General features: G+C 72.6%; 11 protein-coding genes. 3 read left to right on the top strand and 8 right to left on the bottom strand.

Annotation, left to right across the window (positions count from 1 at the left end; translation table 11 throughout):
* Positions 1–63: 63 nt before the first annotated feature.
* Entirely contained in the window at positions 64–1,902 is a 1,839-nt protein-coding gene (locus BXA05_RS12765) for an ABC transporter ATP-binding protein (RefSeq protein ID WP_459255204.1), read from the bottom strand.
* Between the two features lie 59 nt (positions 1,903–1,961).
* Here BXA05_RS12765 and BXA05_RS12760 point away from each other — a divergent pair, with 59 nt between their 5' ends.
* Positions 1,962–2,540, top strand: a complete 579-nt coding sequence (locus tag BXA05_RS12760) for a PH domain-containing protein (RefSeq protein WP_076405224.1) — start codon at positions 1,962–1,964, stop codon at positions 2,538–2,540.
* Positions 2,541–2,605: 65 nt separating this feature from the next.
* Here the strand turns inward: BXA05_RS12760 and BXA05_RS12755 are convergent, their stop codons facing one another.
* The 6 genes from BXA05_RS12755 to BXA05_RS12730 all read right to left on the bottom strand — a co-directional run bounded on the left by BXA05_RS12755 (position 2,606) and on the right by BXA05_RS12730 (position 11,175).
* Positions 2,606–3,643, bottom strand: coding sequence for an ABC transporter permease (locus BXA05_RS12755; RefSeq protein WP_061267630.1), 1,038 nt, complete (start codon positions 3,641–3,643; stop codon positions 2,606–2,608).
* On the bottom strand, positions 3,640–5,169 hold the full coding sequence (locus BXA05_RS12750) for an ABC transporter permease (RefSeq protein ID WP_076405223.1): 1,530 nt from the start codon (positions 5,167–5,169) through the stop codon (positions 3,640–3,642). Before BXA05_RS12750 ends, BXA05_RS12755 begins: the two co-directional genes overlap by 4 nt.
* Positions 5,170–5,408: 239 nt before the next feature.
* Entirely contained in the window at positions 5,409–7,265 is a 1,857-nt protein-coding gene (locus BXA05_RS12745; protein ID WP_076405222.1) for an ABC transporter family substrate-binding protein, read from the bottom strand.
* Between the two features lie 326 nt (positions 7,266–7,591).
* Entirely contained in the window at positions 7,592–8,677 is a 1,086-nt protein-coding gene (ychF, locus tag BXA05_RS12740) for a redox-regulated ATPase YchF (RefSeq protein ID WP_076405221.1), read from the bottom strand.
* A 51-nt stretch (positions 8,678–8,728) separates the two neighbouring features.
* Complete coding sequence (locus BXA05_RS12735; RefSeq protein ID WP_076405220.1) at positions 8,729–10,315, bottom strand: hypothetical protein; 1,587 nt, start codon at positions 10,313–10,315, stop codon at positions 8,729–8,731.
* Positions 10,297–11,175: an ABC transporter ATP-binding protein gene (locus BXA05_RS12730; protein WP_083711864.1), complete on the bottom strand. Its 879-nt coding sequence runs from the start codon at positions 11,173–11,175 to the stop codon at positions 10,297–10,299. The genes BXA05_RS12735 and BXA05_RS12730 overlap by 19 nt, the downstream gene beginning before the upstream one ends.
* Positions 11,176–11,295: 120 nt before the next feature.
* Between BXA05_RS12730 and BXA05_RS12725 the strand changes: the two genes are divergently transcribed.
* Positions 11,296–12,804, top strand: a complete 1,509-nt coding sequence (locus BXA05_RS12725) for a DNA recombination protein RmuC (RefSeq protein ID WP_083711863.1) — start codon at positions 11,296–11,298, stop codon at positions 12,802–12,804.
* A 45-nt stretch (positions 12,805–12,849) separates the two neighbouring features.
* Here the strand turns inward: BXA05_RS12725 and BXA05_RS12720 are convergent, their stop codons facing one another.
* Positions 12,850–13,842, bottom strand: a complete 993-nt coding sequence (locus tag BXA05_RS12720; protein ID WP_034651469.1) for a 4-hydroxy-3-methylbut-2-enyl diphosphate reductase — start codon at positions 13,840–13,842, stop codon at positions 12,850–12,852.
* Between the two features lie 284 nt (positions 13,843–14,126).
* On the opposite strand from BXA05_RS12720, the gene BXA05_RS12715 reads away from it, so the two are divergent.
* Entirely contained in the window at positions 14,127–15,533 is a 1,407-nt protein-coding gene (locus tag BXA05_RS12715) for a polysaccharide deacetylase family protein (protein WP_143311147.1), read from the top strand.
* Positions 15,534–15,585 lie beyond the last annotated feature (52 nt).

Genomic DNA, 15,585 nt, shown 5'->3' with positions numbered 1-15,585 from the left:
GCGCCCGCGTGCGCGGCCGCCCCCGGGGCGTCGTGAGGGCTCAGCGAGCCGTGAAGCGTGCGGTCAGAAGCCGGCGCCCGCGGTGGGCGGGGCGCTGCGCTCATGGTCCACGTCCTCGCGCGCCGCGGCGAGCGCGCGCTCCTCGTCCGCCAGCGAGGACACCTCGTCGTTCGCGATGTCGCGAGCGGCGGCCTCGAGGAGGGCGTCGCGCGCGGCGCGGCGCTCGCGCTGCGCGGCCGGGTCCGGGACGGGGACGGCGGCGAGCAGGCGCTGCGTGTACGCGTGCTTCGGCTCGTGCACGATCTGCGACGTGTCGCCCACCTCGACGAGCTTGCCCTTGTGCATCACGGCGATGCGGTCGGACAGGAGCTCCACGACCGCGAGGTCGTGCGAGATGAACAGGCACGCGAACCCGTGCTCGCGCTGCAGGTCGGTGAAGAGGTCGAGGACCTTCGCCTGGACCGACACGTCGAGGGCCGACGTCGGCTCGTCCGCGACGAGCAGCTTCGGCTCCAGCGAGAGCGCCCGCGCGATGCCGACGCGCTGGCGCTGACCGCCGGAGAGCTCGTGCGGGTAGCGGTTGCGCATCGCCCGGGGAAGCTCGACCTGGTCGAGCAGGCGCTCGACCTCGCGGCTGAGCTCCTTGCCCTTGACGCCCTTGTGCAGCATGAGCGGCTCGCCGATCGACTCGCCGATGGGCAGGCGCGGGTTGAGCGACGACCCCGGGTCCTGGAAGACGATGCCGACCTCGGTGCGCAGCGGCTTGAGGTCCTTGGGCCGGGCACCCACCATGTCCGTCCCGACGATCTTCAGCGAGCCGCCCGTGACGGGCAGCAGCCCGACGGCCGCGCGGCCGATCGTCGTCTTGCCGGAGCCGGACTCGCCGACCAGGCCGACGACCTCGCCCTGGTGGATCTGGAGCGAGACCTCGTCGACCGCCCGGAACGCCGCCTGCCGGCCGCGGCCCGGGTACTCGATGACCATGTCCTGCGCGTCGAGCACGAGCGGCCGCTCCGGGGCCGGGGCGCCACCGGGAACGCGGTCCGTGGCGGTCGTCGTGCCGCGCTTGGAGCCGAGGTGCGGCACGGCCTCGAGGAGACGCACCGTGTACGGGTGCTGCGGGTTGCCGAAGATCTCGGCCGACGTGCCGCGCTCGACGACCTGGCCGTCCTTCATGACCATGATCGAGTCCGCCATGTCGGCGACCACGCCCATGTCGTGCGTGATGAGGATGATCGCCGCGTCGACGCGGTAGCGCAGGTCGCGCAGGAGCTTGAGGATCTCCGCCTGGACCGTGACGTCGAGCGCCGTGGTCGGCTCGTCCGCGACGAGGAGCTTCGGGTCGCACGCGAGCGCCTGCGCGATCATCGCGCGCTGGCGCTGACCGCCGGAGAGCTGGTGCGGGTACGCGTCGAACCGGCGCTCGGGCTCGGGGATCTCGACGAGCCGCAGGAGCTCGATCGCGCGCTTCTTCGCGTCGGCGGGGCCGACGTTGAAGTGCGTCCGGATGGTCTCGACGATCTGGAAGCCCACGGTGTAGACGGGGTTCAGCGCCGTCATCGGCTCCTGGAAGATCATGGAGATCTCCTTGCCGCGGACGTGCCGCAGCGAGCCGTGCGACATGCCGATGAGCTCGCGGTCGCCGAGCTTGGCCGAGCCGCTGGCGCGGCCGTTCGGCGGGAGCAGGCCCAGCAGCGCGAGCGAGGACTGGGACTTGCCCGAGCCGGACTCGCCGACGATCGCGAGGACCTCACCGGAGTGGAGGTCGTAGCTCACGTCCGCGGCCGCGGGGTACCAGGCCTTGTCGACGTAGAAGTCCACGCCGAGGTTGCGCACGGTCAGCACGGGGCTGCCCTGGCGCGCGGCCGGGGCCGCGGGAGACGTCTCGATGGCCACGCTGATCAGTGTCCTTCCTGCTGGAGCCGGCGCTCGTGGCGCCGCGACTCTGCGAGCATGGGCGCATGGGTCCCACGCTGGTCTTCCGTTCGACGTACGGCCGAGTCCTCACGCTGGCGACGGGCGCCGTCGCCGTCGCCCTGGTCGTGGTCACGGCCGTGACGGGGGACGTCGTCGCGGTCCTGGGGGCTCTGCTCCCCGCCGCGCTCGTGACGTACCTCGTCTGGATGCTGTTCTGGCGTCCCGCCGTCGAGGTGTCCGACGGCGGGGTCGAGGTCCGCAACGTCACGCGCACCGTGCACGTGCCGTGGACGGCGTACGAGGGCGTCGACACCCGCTACTCGCTCGAGGTGCGCTACGCCGGCGGACGCGTGACCGCGTGGTCCGCGCCCCGCTCGAGCGGCACGGCCCGCTGGCTGCGCAGCTCGCGACGGCGCGCCGTCGGCCAGGAGCAGGTGGTCGCCGGCGCGAGCGCCGAGGCCGTGGCCGACGCCGTGACGCAGCGCCACGCGATGCTCGCGGCGGCCGGCCACCTCGACCGGGCGGTCCAGGGCGCCCCCGGCGCCCGCTCGACCTGGCACGTCGTGCAGCTCGCCGTGCTGGGCGCGCTCGCGGTGGGGACGGTCGTGGCGCTCACCGTCTGACCGCGGCGCGCCGCGCCGCCCGAGAGGTCCACGACCTCCCGGGCGGGCGGCGACGACGGCGGTCATCAGCTGGCCCCGGCCTCGCCGGTCGCGCTCGGCGCCGTGGCGGCCGTCGGGCGGGCGACGCGCTTCGCACGGGCCATCTTGCGCTCGGAGGGGATGCGCTTCTGACGGGGGTCGAACGCGTCGCGCAGGCCGTCACCGATGAAGTTGACGCACAGCGCGATGGCGACGATGAACAGACCCGGCCACCAGAACAGCCACGGACGCGTCGCGAACGCCTCCTGGTAGTCGCTGATGAGCTTGCCGAGCGAGGTCGCCGGCGCCTGGATGCCGACGCCGAGGTAGCTCAGCGCGGTCTCCAGCAGGATCGCCGAGCTCATGAGCAGCGTGACGTTGACGATGATCACGCCGACCGCGTTCGGCAGCATGTGCTTGAAGATGATCCGCGCGTCGCTCGCGCCCGCGACCCGGGCGGCGTCGACGAACTCGCGCTCGCGCAGCGAGAGGAACTCGCCGCGCACGAGGCGCGCGAGCGGCGGCCACAGCACGAGCCCGAGGAACCCCCCGAGGATGAGCGCGTTGCTGCCGCCCGAGAGCAGGGCCAGCACCGCACCGATGACGATGACCGGCATCGTGATGATGAGGTCCGTGAACCGCATGAGCCACGAGTCGGTACGACCGCGGTAGTACCCGGAGAGCGCCCCGACGAGGACGCCCGCGATCGTCGCGATGACGCCGACGGAGAGCACCACGAGGAGCGACGTCTGCGTGCCTTGCATGACGCGCGCGAACACGTCGCGACCCGCCTCGTCCTGGCCGAAGATGTGCGCCTCGGACGGTGCACCGCCGTTGACCAGGGGGTACGTGGACCCCTGCCCGGACGGCTTGTAGGCGTACCAGCCCTGCCAGCCGCCGATGCCGATCGAGGTGATCGCGAGCGCGACGATGCCGATGAGCACGACGAGCGCGACCACGGCGCCCTTGTGGTGGAAGAAGCGCCGCCGGACGATCTGACCCTGGGACAGGCCCTCGACCTCGCGCAGCTCGATCTGGTTCTCGACCGCGCCGCTCTGCGACGCGTCGTTCGGTGTGTTGGTCATGCGTTCACCCGGATCCGCGGGTCGAGGGCTGCGTAGATGAGGTCAGCCACGATGTTGGCGATGATGGCGAGGGCCGCGACGATGACGAGGTACGCCATGACGGGGTCGATCTCGCCGCGTTGCAGCGCGTTGAGGAAGAGCAGGCCCATACCTGGCCGGGCGAAGACCTTCTCGGTGATGATCGCGCCGCCCAGGAGCGTGATGACGTCGATCGGGACGATCGTCGCGAGCGGGATCAGCGTGTTGCGGAACCCGTGGCGCATGACGACGGTCCGTTCCGGCAGACCCTTCGCCCGCGCCGTGCGGATGTAGTCCTGGCTCATCACCTCGAGCATGCTGGCGCGCGAGTAGCGGGTGTACCCGGCGAACTGGATGAGCACGAGCGCGATCGTCGGGAGCAGCAGGTGGGTGTACTGGTCGAGGACCTGCACCCAGAAGTTGCCGCCGAGGTTCGGCGTGCTGTTGCCGATCGTCGGGATGGGCCGGCCGTTGATCGCCGGTGCGCCGAAGTACGCGGGCCAGACCGACATCACCTTGTCGACGAAGACCATGGACCCGACGAGGAACGCGGTGATGGCGGCGGCACGCGCGGACACGCCCTTGTCGGGACCGCCCCACGCGTACCCGACCCCGATACCGACGCCGACGGTGACCACGCCGAGCACCAGCACGATCCACCAGTTGTCGACCTGCTTGAGGACCGACTGGATCGGGAAGTAGACGACGACCCCGATCAGGACCGTGGTGAGCGACGCGTACAGGGCGCGGCGGTTCTTCAGGCCCGAGACGAGCGCGGTGATGGCGAAGGCCAGCGCGGCGCCCGTGACGACGATGATGACCGGGCCCAGGTTCGGCTTCTCCCACCAGCCCGAGAGCTGCAGGTAGAGCAGCGCGAGCGCGCTCGCCGCGAAGCCCAGGCCGAAGACCGTGAGCCGCCGCCGCGCGGTCCCGCCGAAGGCGAGGGACCACAGCAGGCCGGAGATCGCGCCGATGCCCACGATCACGAGGATCGAGAGGTTCGGGTCGCGGAGGAAGTCGTTGAAGCCGATCGCGCCCCACTGCTTGAGCAGGACGGCGACCCAGAAGGCCGGGAGGGAGTAGAGCACGAACGAGACGAAGATCGTCAGGTAGTCGAAGGTGCTGTACTGCCGCAGCGCGCTGACGATGCCGACCATGACGCCGAAGATCACGGCGAGGACGGTCGCGGCGGCGACGAGCTGGATCGTCGAGATGACCGCGCCCTGGAGCAGGGTCGAGACGGACTGGCCACTCTGCCAGGCCGTGCCGAGGTCACCGGTGACGAAGTCGCCGAGCCACTTGAAGTAGCGGATCACCGACGGGGTGTCGAGATCGAGGTCGGCGGTGCGCTGGGCGATCAGCTGGGCCTTGTTGGGCTTCGTGCTCGACTCGAGATCCGCGAAGATGTACGGCCGGATCGCGGCGTCGACGAGCAGGTACATCGCGAACGTGGACACGAGGAGGGTCGCCAACCCTGCCAGCACACGCCGCGAGATGAAGGAGAACATCGGAGGTCTTACCTCGCTGGTCGGTAGGGACCCCGGGTCAGGGGCCGGTCGATTCTACGCGCGGGTCTCGCGTGGTCGTGAACCGAGGGCCCGGGACGCCGCGGGTCTGGGCGTCGGGGCGGGTGCACGCGAGGACCGGGGGCCCCGGCGGACAGACCGCCGGGACCCCCGGTCTCACACCCGGACGCGCCCCGCCGCCGCCGGGGCGGCGGCAGGGCCCGTCAGGGGACTCAGGGCACTCAGCCCTCGAACGTCCAGTTCCAGAACCCGTGGAAGATCGTCGGGCTGATCGTGATCGACTCGACGCCCTTCAGGTTCTCGTCCCAGCCCTGGATGGCGGGGAACTGGAAGATCGTCACGCCGAAGCCGTCAGCCCAGAGGTTCTTCTCGACCTCGAGCTGGAGCTGGAACTGCTCCTCCGGGTCGGTCGAGACCTGGAGCTTGTCGAGCGCGGCGTCCACGGCGGCGTTGTTGTACTTGCCGTAGTTGTTGACGCCCGGGTTCGGCGCCCAGCGGAAGTTGGCGTCCGACTCGGTGACCGCGGTCGAGGTCGACTGCCAGCCGAAGAGCGACGCGTCGTACTGGTCCTGGCCGGTGGCGAGGAGCGTGCCCCACTCGGCGGCCGGGCGGCCCGTGTCGACGATCTCGAAGCCGGCCTGCGCCGCGGTGTCGGTGATAAGCGCGAGCTCGTTCACGCGACGCGTGTTCTCGTTGTTGTACGCGAAGCGCACCCGGACCGGGGTGGCGACCCCGGCGTCCGCGAGCAGCTGCTTCGCCTTCTCGATGTCACCGGCCGGCGGGTAGAAGTCCGAGCCGTTCTCGGCGACCATCTGGTCGTAGTTCGGCGAGCCCGGGAGCAGGATGTTCGAGTTGCGCACCTCGGCGTCCGGGTTCAGCGGCTTGATGAGGTTGTCGACGATCGTCTGGCGCGGGATCGTCAGCAGGAACGCCTGGCGCACGGCCTTGGCCTTCTCGGTGTCGCCACCGTAGGTGTTCGGGTCGAACGGACCACCGTTCTGGAAGACCAGGTCGACGTGCTCGTACGTACCCTCGATGCCCGAGTGGGTCTCGACGCCGTCGAGGCCCTCGAGCGCCGTGCGGACGTCCGCGGAGGCCTGCGGGCCGATCAGGTCGACCTCACCGTTCTCGAGCGCCTGGACCTGGGCCATCGGGTCGTCGATGTACCGGACCGTGATGGTCTCGACCGAGCCCTTGTTCTTGCCCTTGAAGTCCGGGTTCGCCTTGAGCGTGAGGTACTGGTTCTCCTTGTACTCCTCCAGCGTGTAGGCGCCGTTGGAGACGTAGAGCGACGGGTCCTCGGGGAGCGAGGTGAACTCGAAGCCCTCGTTCCAGAACTTCGAGATCTTCGCCAGCGCCGCGGTGTCGTTGTTGAGGATCGCGTCGCGGACGGCGGCCTTGGCCTCCTCCGGGTCCTCGATCTCGAGCGCCTTCTGGCCCACGACGTGCGCCGGGACGAACTCGTTCGTCCAGCTGAGCTCCCAGTCACCGAACGGCTTGTCGTACACGACGGTGATCGACTTGTTGTCGTCCGAGATCTCGGGGTTCTGCGAGATGAGCGCGACGCCCGGGTCCGAGCCGTCGAAGTAGACACCGGCGTCCACCTCGGCCTGGTTCGTGACGTTGCCCTCTTCGTCCGTCTGGGCCTCGACCGTGTTGAACTTGCCGGACTGACCGGCCCAGTCCAGCAGGATCTCCGTCGCGTCGACCGGCGTGCCGTCCGACCACTTGGTGTCGTCGCCGAACGTGTACTTCACCGTCAGCGGGTCGTCCGAGAGCTTCTCGTACGTGCCGAACGACTCGTCCTTGACGATGTTCAGGTCGGCGTCGTAGTAGCTGAAGCCCGAGTTGAGCATGTAGTTGATGACGGCGTTCTGCGTCGCGTTGCCGTTCTGGGAGCTCAGGTTGAGCTCGTTGAGCGGAGCCTCCCACGCGACCGTGACGGCGGTCGCGGTGTTGATGCCCGCGTCGTCGCCGCCGTCGGTCTCGCCCTCACCCGACGTGCCGCTGCACGCCGAGAAGAGCAGTGCCCCCGTGACCGTCACGGCGAGGGCGGCACTCGTGCGCCTGATCTTCAATGTTCCTCCTCCAAGGGATGGTGGGCGCGGACGAGCGGACGTCGATCGCCCCTCGGCCGCCCCGTCCGTCGCACGCTCGCCCTGCGGCCGGCGCGCGTGGACGGGCATGCCCACCACGGTTTGGGCCCACGCTACCCAGCAAGTTGCGAAGGATCTCCCCCTTGCCCGGTTGCGGCAGGTGATCGTTACCGAGTTGATACTGGCCGGTACGGGCGCGTTTCCGGGCCGCGACGGCCGGGAAACACGCGCGAAACCTCCGGCCCCGGACGCACGGACGCCCGCCGCGTCTCACGATGCGGCGGGCGCCCAGGCCTGTGACCTGCGTCTCAGACGTTGAAGCGGAACTCCACCACGTCGCCGTCGGCCATGACGTAGTCCTTGCCCTCCACGCGCGCCTTGCCCGCCGCGCGCGCCGAGGCGACGGAGCCGGTCTCGACGAGGTCCTCGAAGGAGACGACCTCGGCCTTGATGAAGCCGCGCTCGAAGTCGGTGTGGATGACCCCGGCCGCCTGAGGCGCCGTCCACCCCTTGCGGATGGTCCACGCGCGCGCCTCCTTGGGCCCGGCGGTGAGGTACGTCTGCAGGCCGAGCGTGTCGAAGCCGACGCGCGCGAGCTGGTCGAGGCCGGCCTCGGTCTGGCCCGACTCCGCGAGCATCTCCTTCGCCTCGTCGGGCTCGAGCTCGACGAGCTCGGACTCGAACTTGGCGTCGAGGAAGATCGCCTGGGCGGGCGCGACGAGCGCGCGCAGGCGCGCCTGGAGGTCCTCGTCGGCGAGGCCCGCGTCGTCGGTGTTGAAGACGTAGATGAACGGCTTCGCCGTGAGGAGCTGCAGGCTCGCGACGTCCGCGAGGTCGAGGCCCGCGGGGGCCGCGCCCTGGAAGAGGGTCGTGCCGGCCTCGAGGACCGCCTGGGCCTTCTGGGCCGCGTCGAGGAGGGCGGCGTCGCCCTTCTTGATCCGGACCTCCTTCTCGAGGCGCGGGACCGTCTTCTCGAGCGTCTGGAGGTCGGCGAGGATCAGCTCGGTGCTGATCGTCTCGATGTCGCCCTCGGCGTCCGTCGAGCCCTCAACGCGGACGACGTCCGGGTCGGAGAACGCGCGCGTCACCTGGCAGATGGCGTCGGCCTCGCGGATGTTCGCGAGGAACTTGTTGCCGAGCCCCTCCCCCTCGCTCGCGCCCTTGACGATGCCCGCGATGTCGACGAACGACACCGTGGCGGGCAGGACGCGCTGGCTGCCGAAGATCTCGGCGAGCTTGTCGAGGCGCGGGTCCGGGAGGGACACGACGCCGACGTTCGGGTCGATCGTCGCGAACGGGTAGTTCGCGGCGAGGACCTGGTTGCGCGTCAGGGCGTTGAAGAGGGTGGACTTGCCGACGTTGGGCAGGCCGACGATGCCGATAGTGAGTGCCACGTCGGCCGAGTCTACGGGCCGGGACCGCGGCGCGCGGTCCCGGCCCCCGCGTCAGGCGTACGACAGCACGCGCTGGAGCAGCTCGGGCGCCCGGCGGTCGTACGTGCGGGCACCCCACCGCACGCCGAGCACGAGCACGACGGCACCCACGACCACGCCCACCGCGAGGGTGACCCACCCGAGCACGGGCAGGTCGGCGACGATCGCGATGACGCCCGGGACGAGGAACGGGAGCGACAGCGCCAGGACGAGGAGCATCGCGACCGTCTGGGCGGCGAGGGTGGCCATCGCGGCGCCCTGCGGCTGCTTGAACGGGCTGTCGCCCGGCTTGGGCACCGGGTAGAGCAGGCGCGCCGACGTCGCGCTCGAGATGCCCGTCGAGGTGAGCAGCGTGCCCGCGGTGAGACCGAGCAGCGCGGGCAGCGCGTCCCAGCGCCCGGCCACCGCGACGGAGACCAGCGCGAAGAGGAGGGTCACGGCCCCGCCGGCGACGAGCACCGGGAGCGCCCGGCCCCAGCGGTCCGCCCGCCCCGGGACGCCCGACGACACGTGGAGCGCGAACGCGGTGTGGTCGTAGGCGATGTCCGCCGAGATGGAGAAGCCGAGGATCCACGCCGTGAAGGGCGCGAGCGCGAGGAAGATCTCCGAGCCGGTGCCGCCGCCGACGACGAGCAGCACGACGGGGATGAGCGGCACGACCGCGATCGACCCGGAGTAGCGCGGGTCGCGCAGCCAGTAGGTTGCGGTGCGCGCGGCGACGGCGCCCGTGGGCGTCGCCGGGAAGCGCGAGAAGAAGCCGAGGCCCTTGGCGCGGCCGCCCCCGCCGGAGGTGGGCGGCGTGACGAGGGCGCGCGCGAGCGCCTTGTCCCACACGACCCACGCGACCGCGAGGGTCGCCAGCGCGACGACGAGCCGCGCGAGCGCGAGGCCCCACGCGCCGTCGTGCACCGCGGCGCCGAGCCCCCACGGCGCGCCGAACGGCGTCCAGGCCGCGACGTCGGCGAGGCGCGTCACCATGCCGCGCACCGCGTCGCCGTCGACCGGGCCCCCGCCCAGCTGGGACCCCAGCCACGCGAACGCGGGCCCGATGAGGACGAGCGGCACGAACGCGGCGATCGTCACGACCTCGCGGTAGCGCCGCGACTCGAGCAGGGGCGCCAGCGCGGTCGTCGTCGCGCGCGAGCCGACGACGCACAGCGCGACCGCGACCACGGCTCCCACGAGCGCGGCGAGGACCGCGAGGGGCGTGCGCCACCACGCGAACGACGCGCCGAGCGCCGCCAGGGCCGTGACGATGCCCGGGATCGAGACGACGCCCGCGACGGCGAGGCCGGCGAGCAGCCGACGCTGCGGGATGCCGAACAGCACGAAGCGCTGCGGGTCGAGGGTCGCGTCCACGCCGAACGCGAAGAGCGGGATCACCCACCACCCGAGGACGGCGAGGGCCCCGGCGAGGATCGTGATCGAGCCCGCGAGCGCGGCGTCCTCGGTGCCGAGGAAGACCATCCCGACGACGAGCATCCCGACGACGAACAGCCCGTAGAGGACACCCACGACGAAGCCGATCGTCTGCCACACGCTCCGGCGGAACGCGTTCCCCATGAGCGTGAGCTTGAGCCTTACGAACTGCGCAACCACGCGAGGCCCTCCGCGCTCTGCCGACCGCCCACGAGCTCGACGAACCGGTCCTCGAGGCTCTGGTCGCCGCGCACCGCGTCCACGGTGCCGGCCGCGAGGACGTGCCCGCCCGCGACCACCGCCACGTGGTCGCACATGCGCTGGACGAGGTCCATGACGTGCGACGACACCACGACCGTCCCGCCGCTGGCGACGTAGCCGGCGAGGATGTCGCGGATGTTGGCCGCGGAGACCGGGTCGACGGCCTCGAACGGCTCGTCGAGCACGAGCGTGCGCGGCGCGTGGATGAGCGCGGTCGCGAGCGCGATCTTCTTCGTCATGCCTGCGGAGTAGTCGACGACGAACGTGTTGGCGTCCTTCGCGAGGTCGAGGGCCGCGAGCAGCTCCGTGGTGCGCTCCGCCACCGTGTCGCGGTCCATGCCGCGCAGCAGGCCTGCGTAGGTCACGAGCTGGGCGCCGGTGAGGCGGTCGAAGAGCCGGACGCCGTCGGGCAGGACGCCGAGCTGGCGCTTGCCCGCGACCGGGTCGGCCCACAGGTCCGTCCCGTGGACGTGCGCGGAGCCGGCGTCGGGCCGCAGGAGGCCCGTCGCCATGGAGAGCGTCGTCGTCTTGCCGGCGCCGTTGGGGCCCACGAGCCCGTAGAACGAGCCTGCCGGCACGTCGAGGTCGATGCCGGCGACCGCGATCTTCTCCCCGAAGCGCTTCCACAGGGCGCGCAGGGACAGCGCGGCGGTGGGGTCCGGGGGCGCGGGCTGTCCTGGCGGAGCCGTGGGCCGGGGGTCGGGCGCGACGCCCGGCACGCTGCCGGGGACGGGCGCGCCGGCGGGCGCGACAGGTGGGGCGGGGTGGGGATCGACCATGGCGCCAAGGTAGCCGAGCCCTCGGCCGCGGGGCGGTGCCTTTTGTCACGACCTGCGCGACGACGCCCGCCCCGCGCGCCGACCGACGGTGCTGTCGGTGCCCCGTGGGAGGGTGCGGCCATGGACTCCTCGGGATGGTTGCTCTTCGCCGTCGGACTCGTGCTGGGGCTGGTGGCCGGCGCCGCGCTCGTGCTCGCGGTGCGGCGCGCCTCGCCCGACGCCGCGGGCGCGGAGATCCGCCGTCTCACCCAGCTCCTGGGCCAGGCCCAGCAGGACGCGGCGCGCGGCGCGGGCCTCGCCGAACGGCTCGAGGCGGAGCGCGAGGGCTTCGCGCGCCAGCTCGGCGCGGCCCAGCGCAGCGCGGACGAGCGGCTCGACCTCGCCCGGGCCACCCACGAGCAGCAGCTCGCGGAGCTGCGGGCCGCGGCCGAGCGCCGCGTCGCGGAGATCCAGGGCGACCACCGCCGGCTCGAGGCCCAGTTCGAGGCGCTCTCGCGCAAGGTGCTCGCCGCGGGCACGGAGCAGTTCCTCGTGCAGGCGGAGGAGCGCATGCGGCGCAGCCAGGAGCAGGGGGCGGCCGAGCTCGCGCGCCGCGAGGAGGCGGTGCGCCACCTGGTCGAGCCGCTCGCCGGCGCGCTGGAGAAGGTCCGCGCGGAGGTCGCCGAGGCCGAGCGCGCCCGCCTCGCCGCGCACGGGAGCCTCACGGAGCAGGTGCGCGGGGTGCGCGACGCGTCCGAGCTGCTGCGCGCCGAGACGTCGCAGCTCGTGACGGCCCTGCGCTCGTCGCAGGTGCGGGGCGCGTGGGGCGAGCTCCAGCTCCGCCGCGTCGTCGAGGCGGCGGGCATGCTCCCCCACGTCGACTTCGTCGAGCAGGACCAGGTCGCGACCGACGACGGCGCGCTGCGCCCGGACATGGTCGTGCGGCTCGCGGGCGGCAAGCAGGTCGTGGTCGACGCGAAGGTCGCGTTCCTCGGCTACCTCGACGCGCAGGGCGCCACCGACCCGGCCGTGCGCGCGGACCGGCTGGCCGCCCACGCCCGCCACATGCGCAAGCACGTCGACGACCTCGGCGCCAAGCGCTACTGGGACCAGTTCGGCCCGGCACCGGAGTTCGTCGTCATGTTCGTCCCGGCGGAGTCGTTCCTCTCGGCCGCCGTCGAGCAGGACCCGTCGCTCCTCGAGCACGCGGTGTCGAAGAACGTCGTCATCGCGACGCCCATGACGATGGTCGCGATGCTGCGGACGATCGCGTACGCGTGGCGGCAGGACGCCCTGGCCGCGAACGCGCAGCAGGTCCTCACGCTCGGCAAGGAGCTCCACGGGCGGCTCGCGGTCATGGGATCGCACCTGGCGAAGCTCGGGCGCCAGCTCCAGAGCGCCGCGGACTCCTACAACCGGACGGTCGGCTCGCTCGAGACGCGCGTGCTCGTCAGCGCGCGCCGGTTCGCGGACCTGCACGTCGTCGACGACGAGCTGACGACGCCCCCGACGGTGAACCCGCAGCTCAGCGCGGTGAGCGCACCCGAGCTGCTCGCGTCCGTCAACGAGTCCGTGGTCGCGATCGACGAGCGCCCGGACGACCGCGACGAGCCCCGGCGGGAGCCGTCGGCCGGCGGGGCGAGCGCCTGACCGCTCCCCCGGGGCCGACGGCCGCGGAGGGCTCCGGCGCGGGCGTCAGACGGGCTGGACGGAGAGCGAGGTGCGGCCGCCGCGGGTGGGGCGCCCGCCGTCGGCCGTCGAGCCCTTGAGGTCGGCGCGCAGCTCGCGCGGCAGCGAGAACATGAGGTCCTCCGTCGCCGTGCGGACCTCCTCGACCGCGCCGAACCCGCGCTCCGCGAGGTAGGCGAGCACGTCGTCCACGAGGATCTCCGGCACGGACGCGCCCGAGGTCACGCCCACGGTCGTCGCGCCGTCGAGCCAGGCCGGGTCGATCTCCTTCGCGTGGTCGACGCGGTACGACGCCCCGGCCCCTGCCTGGAGCGCGACCTCGACGAGGCGCACGGAGTTGGACGAGTTCGCCGAGCCGACGACGATGACTACGTCCGCGTCGGGAGCGAGCTTCTTCACCGCGACCTGGCGGTTCTGCGTCGCGTAGCAGATGTCGTCGCTCGGCGGGTCCTGGAGGGTCGGGAACTTCTCCCGCAGCCTGCGGACCGTCTCCATCGTCTCGTCGACGGAGAGCGTCGTCTGGGAGATCCACACGACCTTGTCCGGGTCGCGGACCACGACGTCGTCCACGTGGTCGGGCGAGTCGACGACCTGCACGTGGTCGGGGGCCTCCCCCGCGGTGCCCTCGACCTCCTCGTGGCCCGTGTGGCCGATGAGCAGGATGTCGTAGTCGTCCTTCGCGAAGCGCACGGCCTCCTTGTGCACCTTCGTCACGAGCGGGCACGTGGCGTCGATCGTGTCGAGGTTGCGCGCGGCCGCGGCCGCCTTCACGGCGGGTGACACGCCGTGGGCGGAGAACACGACGCGCGCGCCCTCGGGCACCTCGTCGGTCTCGTCGACGAAGATCGCGCCGCGCTCGCTGAGAGTCTCGACGACGAACTTGTTGTGCACGATCTCCTTGCGCACGTAGACCGGCGCGCCGTAGTGCTCGAGCGCCTTCTCGACCGCGACGACGGCGCGGTCGACGCCCGCGCAGTAGCCGCGCGGTGCCGCCAGCAGGACGCGCTTGCGGGTCCCGTCGACGGCAGGGGTAACGACGGGGCGGTCGGTCGGGGACGCGGACGAGCCGGCGGGGAGGACGCTCACGCTCCCGAGTCTAGGCGAGCGGCGGTCGCCCGACCCCGGTGAGCCCGCTCACCCACGGCCCGGCCCCGACGTCGTCACGTCCCGCGCGCGAGGAGCACACAGACCCTCCGCAGGCGCGGCGTGCGGCACGCGTGTCGCACCCGTCCGCCGGGCGCGCCGGGTCGACGTCCGTCCCGCCGCCCCCCAAGATCGAGGGCATGAGCGACGACCCGGGCGGCACGACGTCACCCGTGCCCGACGCGCCCCGACGGCGCCGCCGCGTGCGGTGGTGGCTCGTCCCGCTGCTGCTCGTCGTCGTCGCGGCGGCGGTCGTGGTCGTCGGGACGCTGGAGCACCGCGCGTGGGTCGCCGCGGTCGAGCGCTACGACGCCGAGGTCGGGCGCGTGACGCAGGACGCGACGGACGGGCGCGCGCGGGCCGAGGCGGCCTATCTCACGCGGCTCGTCCCGACGGCCGCGGCGGAGGTCGCGGGCGCGGCGCTGCTCGCCGCGAGCGAGGGCCAGGTGGACGACCCGGCGGTCCGCGAGCCCCTGGCCGCGACGCTCCAGGAGGCCACCGCGCTCCGCACGACCCCGGTGACCTACCCGGAGGAGGACCGCACCGTGGACGCCCTGTCCCGCCCGAACCCGCTGCGCCCGGGCTCGCGCCCCGCCGTCCACGTCGAGGTCGTGACGGGCTCCGAGCCCACGGCGGACGCCCTGGACGAGGCCGCCATCGCCGTCGTCGTGGCGGCGGAGCCCGTCGCGACCGCGCAGCGGCAGTGGGCGTACGACGGTCTGGAGGCGGCGGCGACCGAGGGCCGGCCCGTCCTCACGGAGTCGGCAGGCCTCGTCTCGGACGAGGGCACGCGCATGACGCTCGACGGGCTGCTGACGCAGGCGACGACGACGCTGGACGCCGGCCCGGGCGGCGCCCCGGTCGCCGAGACCGTGGCGCTGCGCGACGCGGTGCTCGCGGCGACGGAGGCCGTCTGGTCGGACCGGCTGGCGCTCCAGCTCGCCCAGCGGCGCGACCAGGCGCGGGCGACGGGCGTGGACTGCGCGGTCGAGCGGTGCGTCGCGCTCACGTTCGACGACGGGCCCGGGCCCGACACCGAGCGGCTCCTGCAGGTGCTCGCGGAGAAGCACGTCTCCGCCACGTTCTTCCTCGTCGGGAGCAACGTGGAGAAGCGGCCCGACGTCGTGCGCGACACGGCGGCCGCCGGCCACCTGCTCGCGAACCACACCTGGGACCACCCGCAGCTCACGACGCTCGACGACGACGCCGTCCGTGACGAGCTCGCGCGCACCCAGGCCGCGATCGAGAGCGCCGCGGGGGTCACCCCGACGCTCCTGCGGCCCCCGTACGGGGACGTCGACGACCGCGTGCGGTCGGTCGCGCTCCGCTCCGGGCTCCAGGTGGTGCTCTGGAACCTCGACACGCTCGACTGGAAGACGCGCGACGCCGCGGAGACGCGTCGCCGCGCGGTGGAGGGCGCGCGACCGGGCAGCGTGGTGCTCATGCACGACATCCACGCCTCGACCGTCGACGCCGTGCCCGGGATCGTCGACGACCTGCGCGCGCAGGGCTACCGCCTCGTCACCGTCGACCTGCTCGCGCCCTGAGCGCTCGACCGGCGCGCCGGTCGGCGCGCTCCGTACCGCGGCGCGTTGGGTG

Origin of the sequence: Cellulosimicrobium funkei (assembly GCF_900155925.1) — a bacterium.
Classification (GTDB): domain Bacteria; phylum Actinomycetota; class Actinomycetes; order Actinomycetales; family Cellulomonadaceae; genus Cellulosimicrobium; species Cellulosimicrobium funkei.
This window is presented reverse-complemented; position numbering and strand designations above follow the sequence as displayed.

Excerpts from the sequence above, each read along its gene's own strand:
- BXA05_RS12760 (WP_076405224.1), top strand. The coding sequence starts at position 1,962 with ATGGGTCCCACGCTGGTCTTCCGTTCGACGTACGGCCGAGTCCTCACG.
- BXA05_RS12755 (WP_061267630.1), bottom strand. The coding sequence starts at position 3,643 with ATGACCAACACACCGAACGACGCGTCGCAGAGCGGCGCGGTCGAGAAC.
- BXA05_RS12750 (WP_076405223.1), bottom strand. The coding sequence starts at position 5,169 with ATGTTCTCCTTCATCTCGCGGCGTGTGCTGGCAGGGTTGGCGACCCTC.
- BXA05_RS12730 (WP_083711864.1), bottom strand. The coding sequence starts at position 11,175 with ATGGTCGATCCCCACCCCGCCCCACCTGTCGCGCCCGCCGGCGCGCCC.
- BXA05_RS12725 (WP_083711863.1), top strand. The coding sequence starts at position 11,296 with ATGGACTCCTCGGGATGGTTGCTCTTCGCCGTCGGACTCGTGCTGGGG.
- BXA05_RS12715 (WP_143311147.1), top strand. The coding sequence starts at position 14,127 with ATGAGCGACGACCCGGGCGGCACGACGTCACCCGTGCCCGACGCGCCC.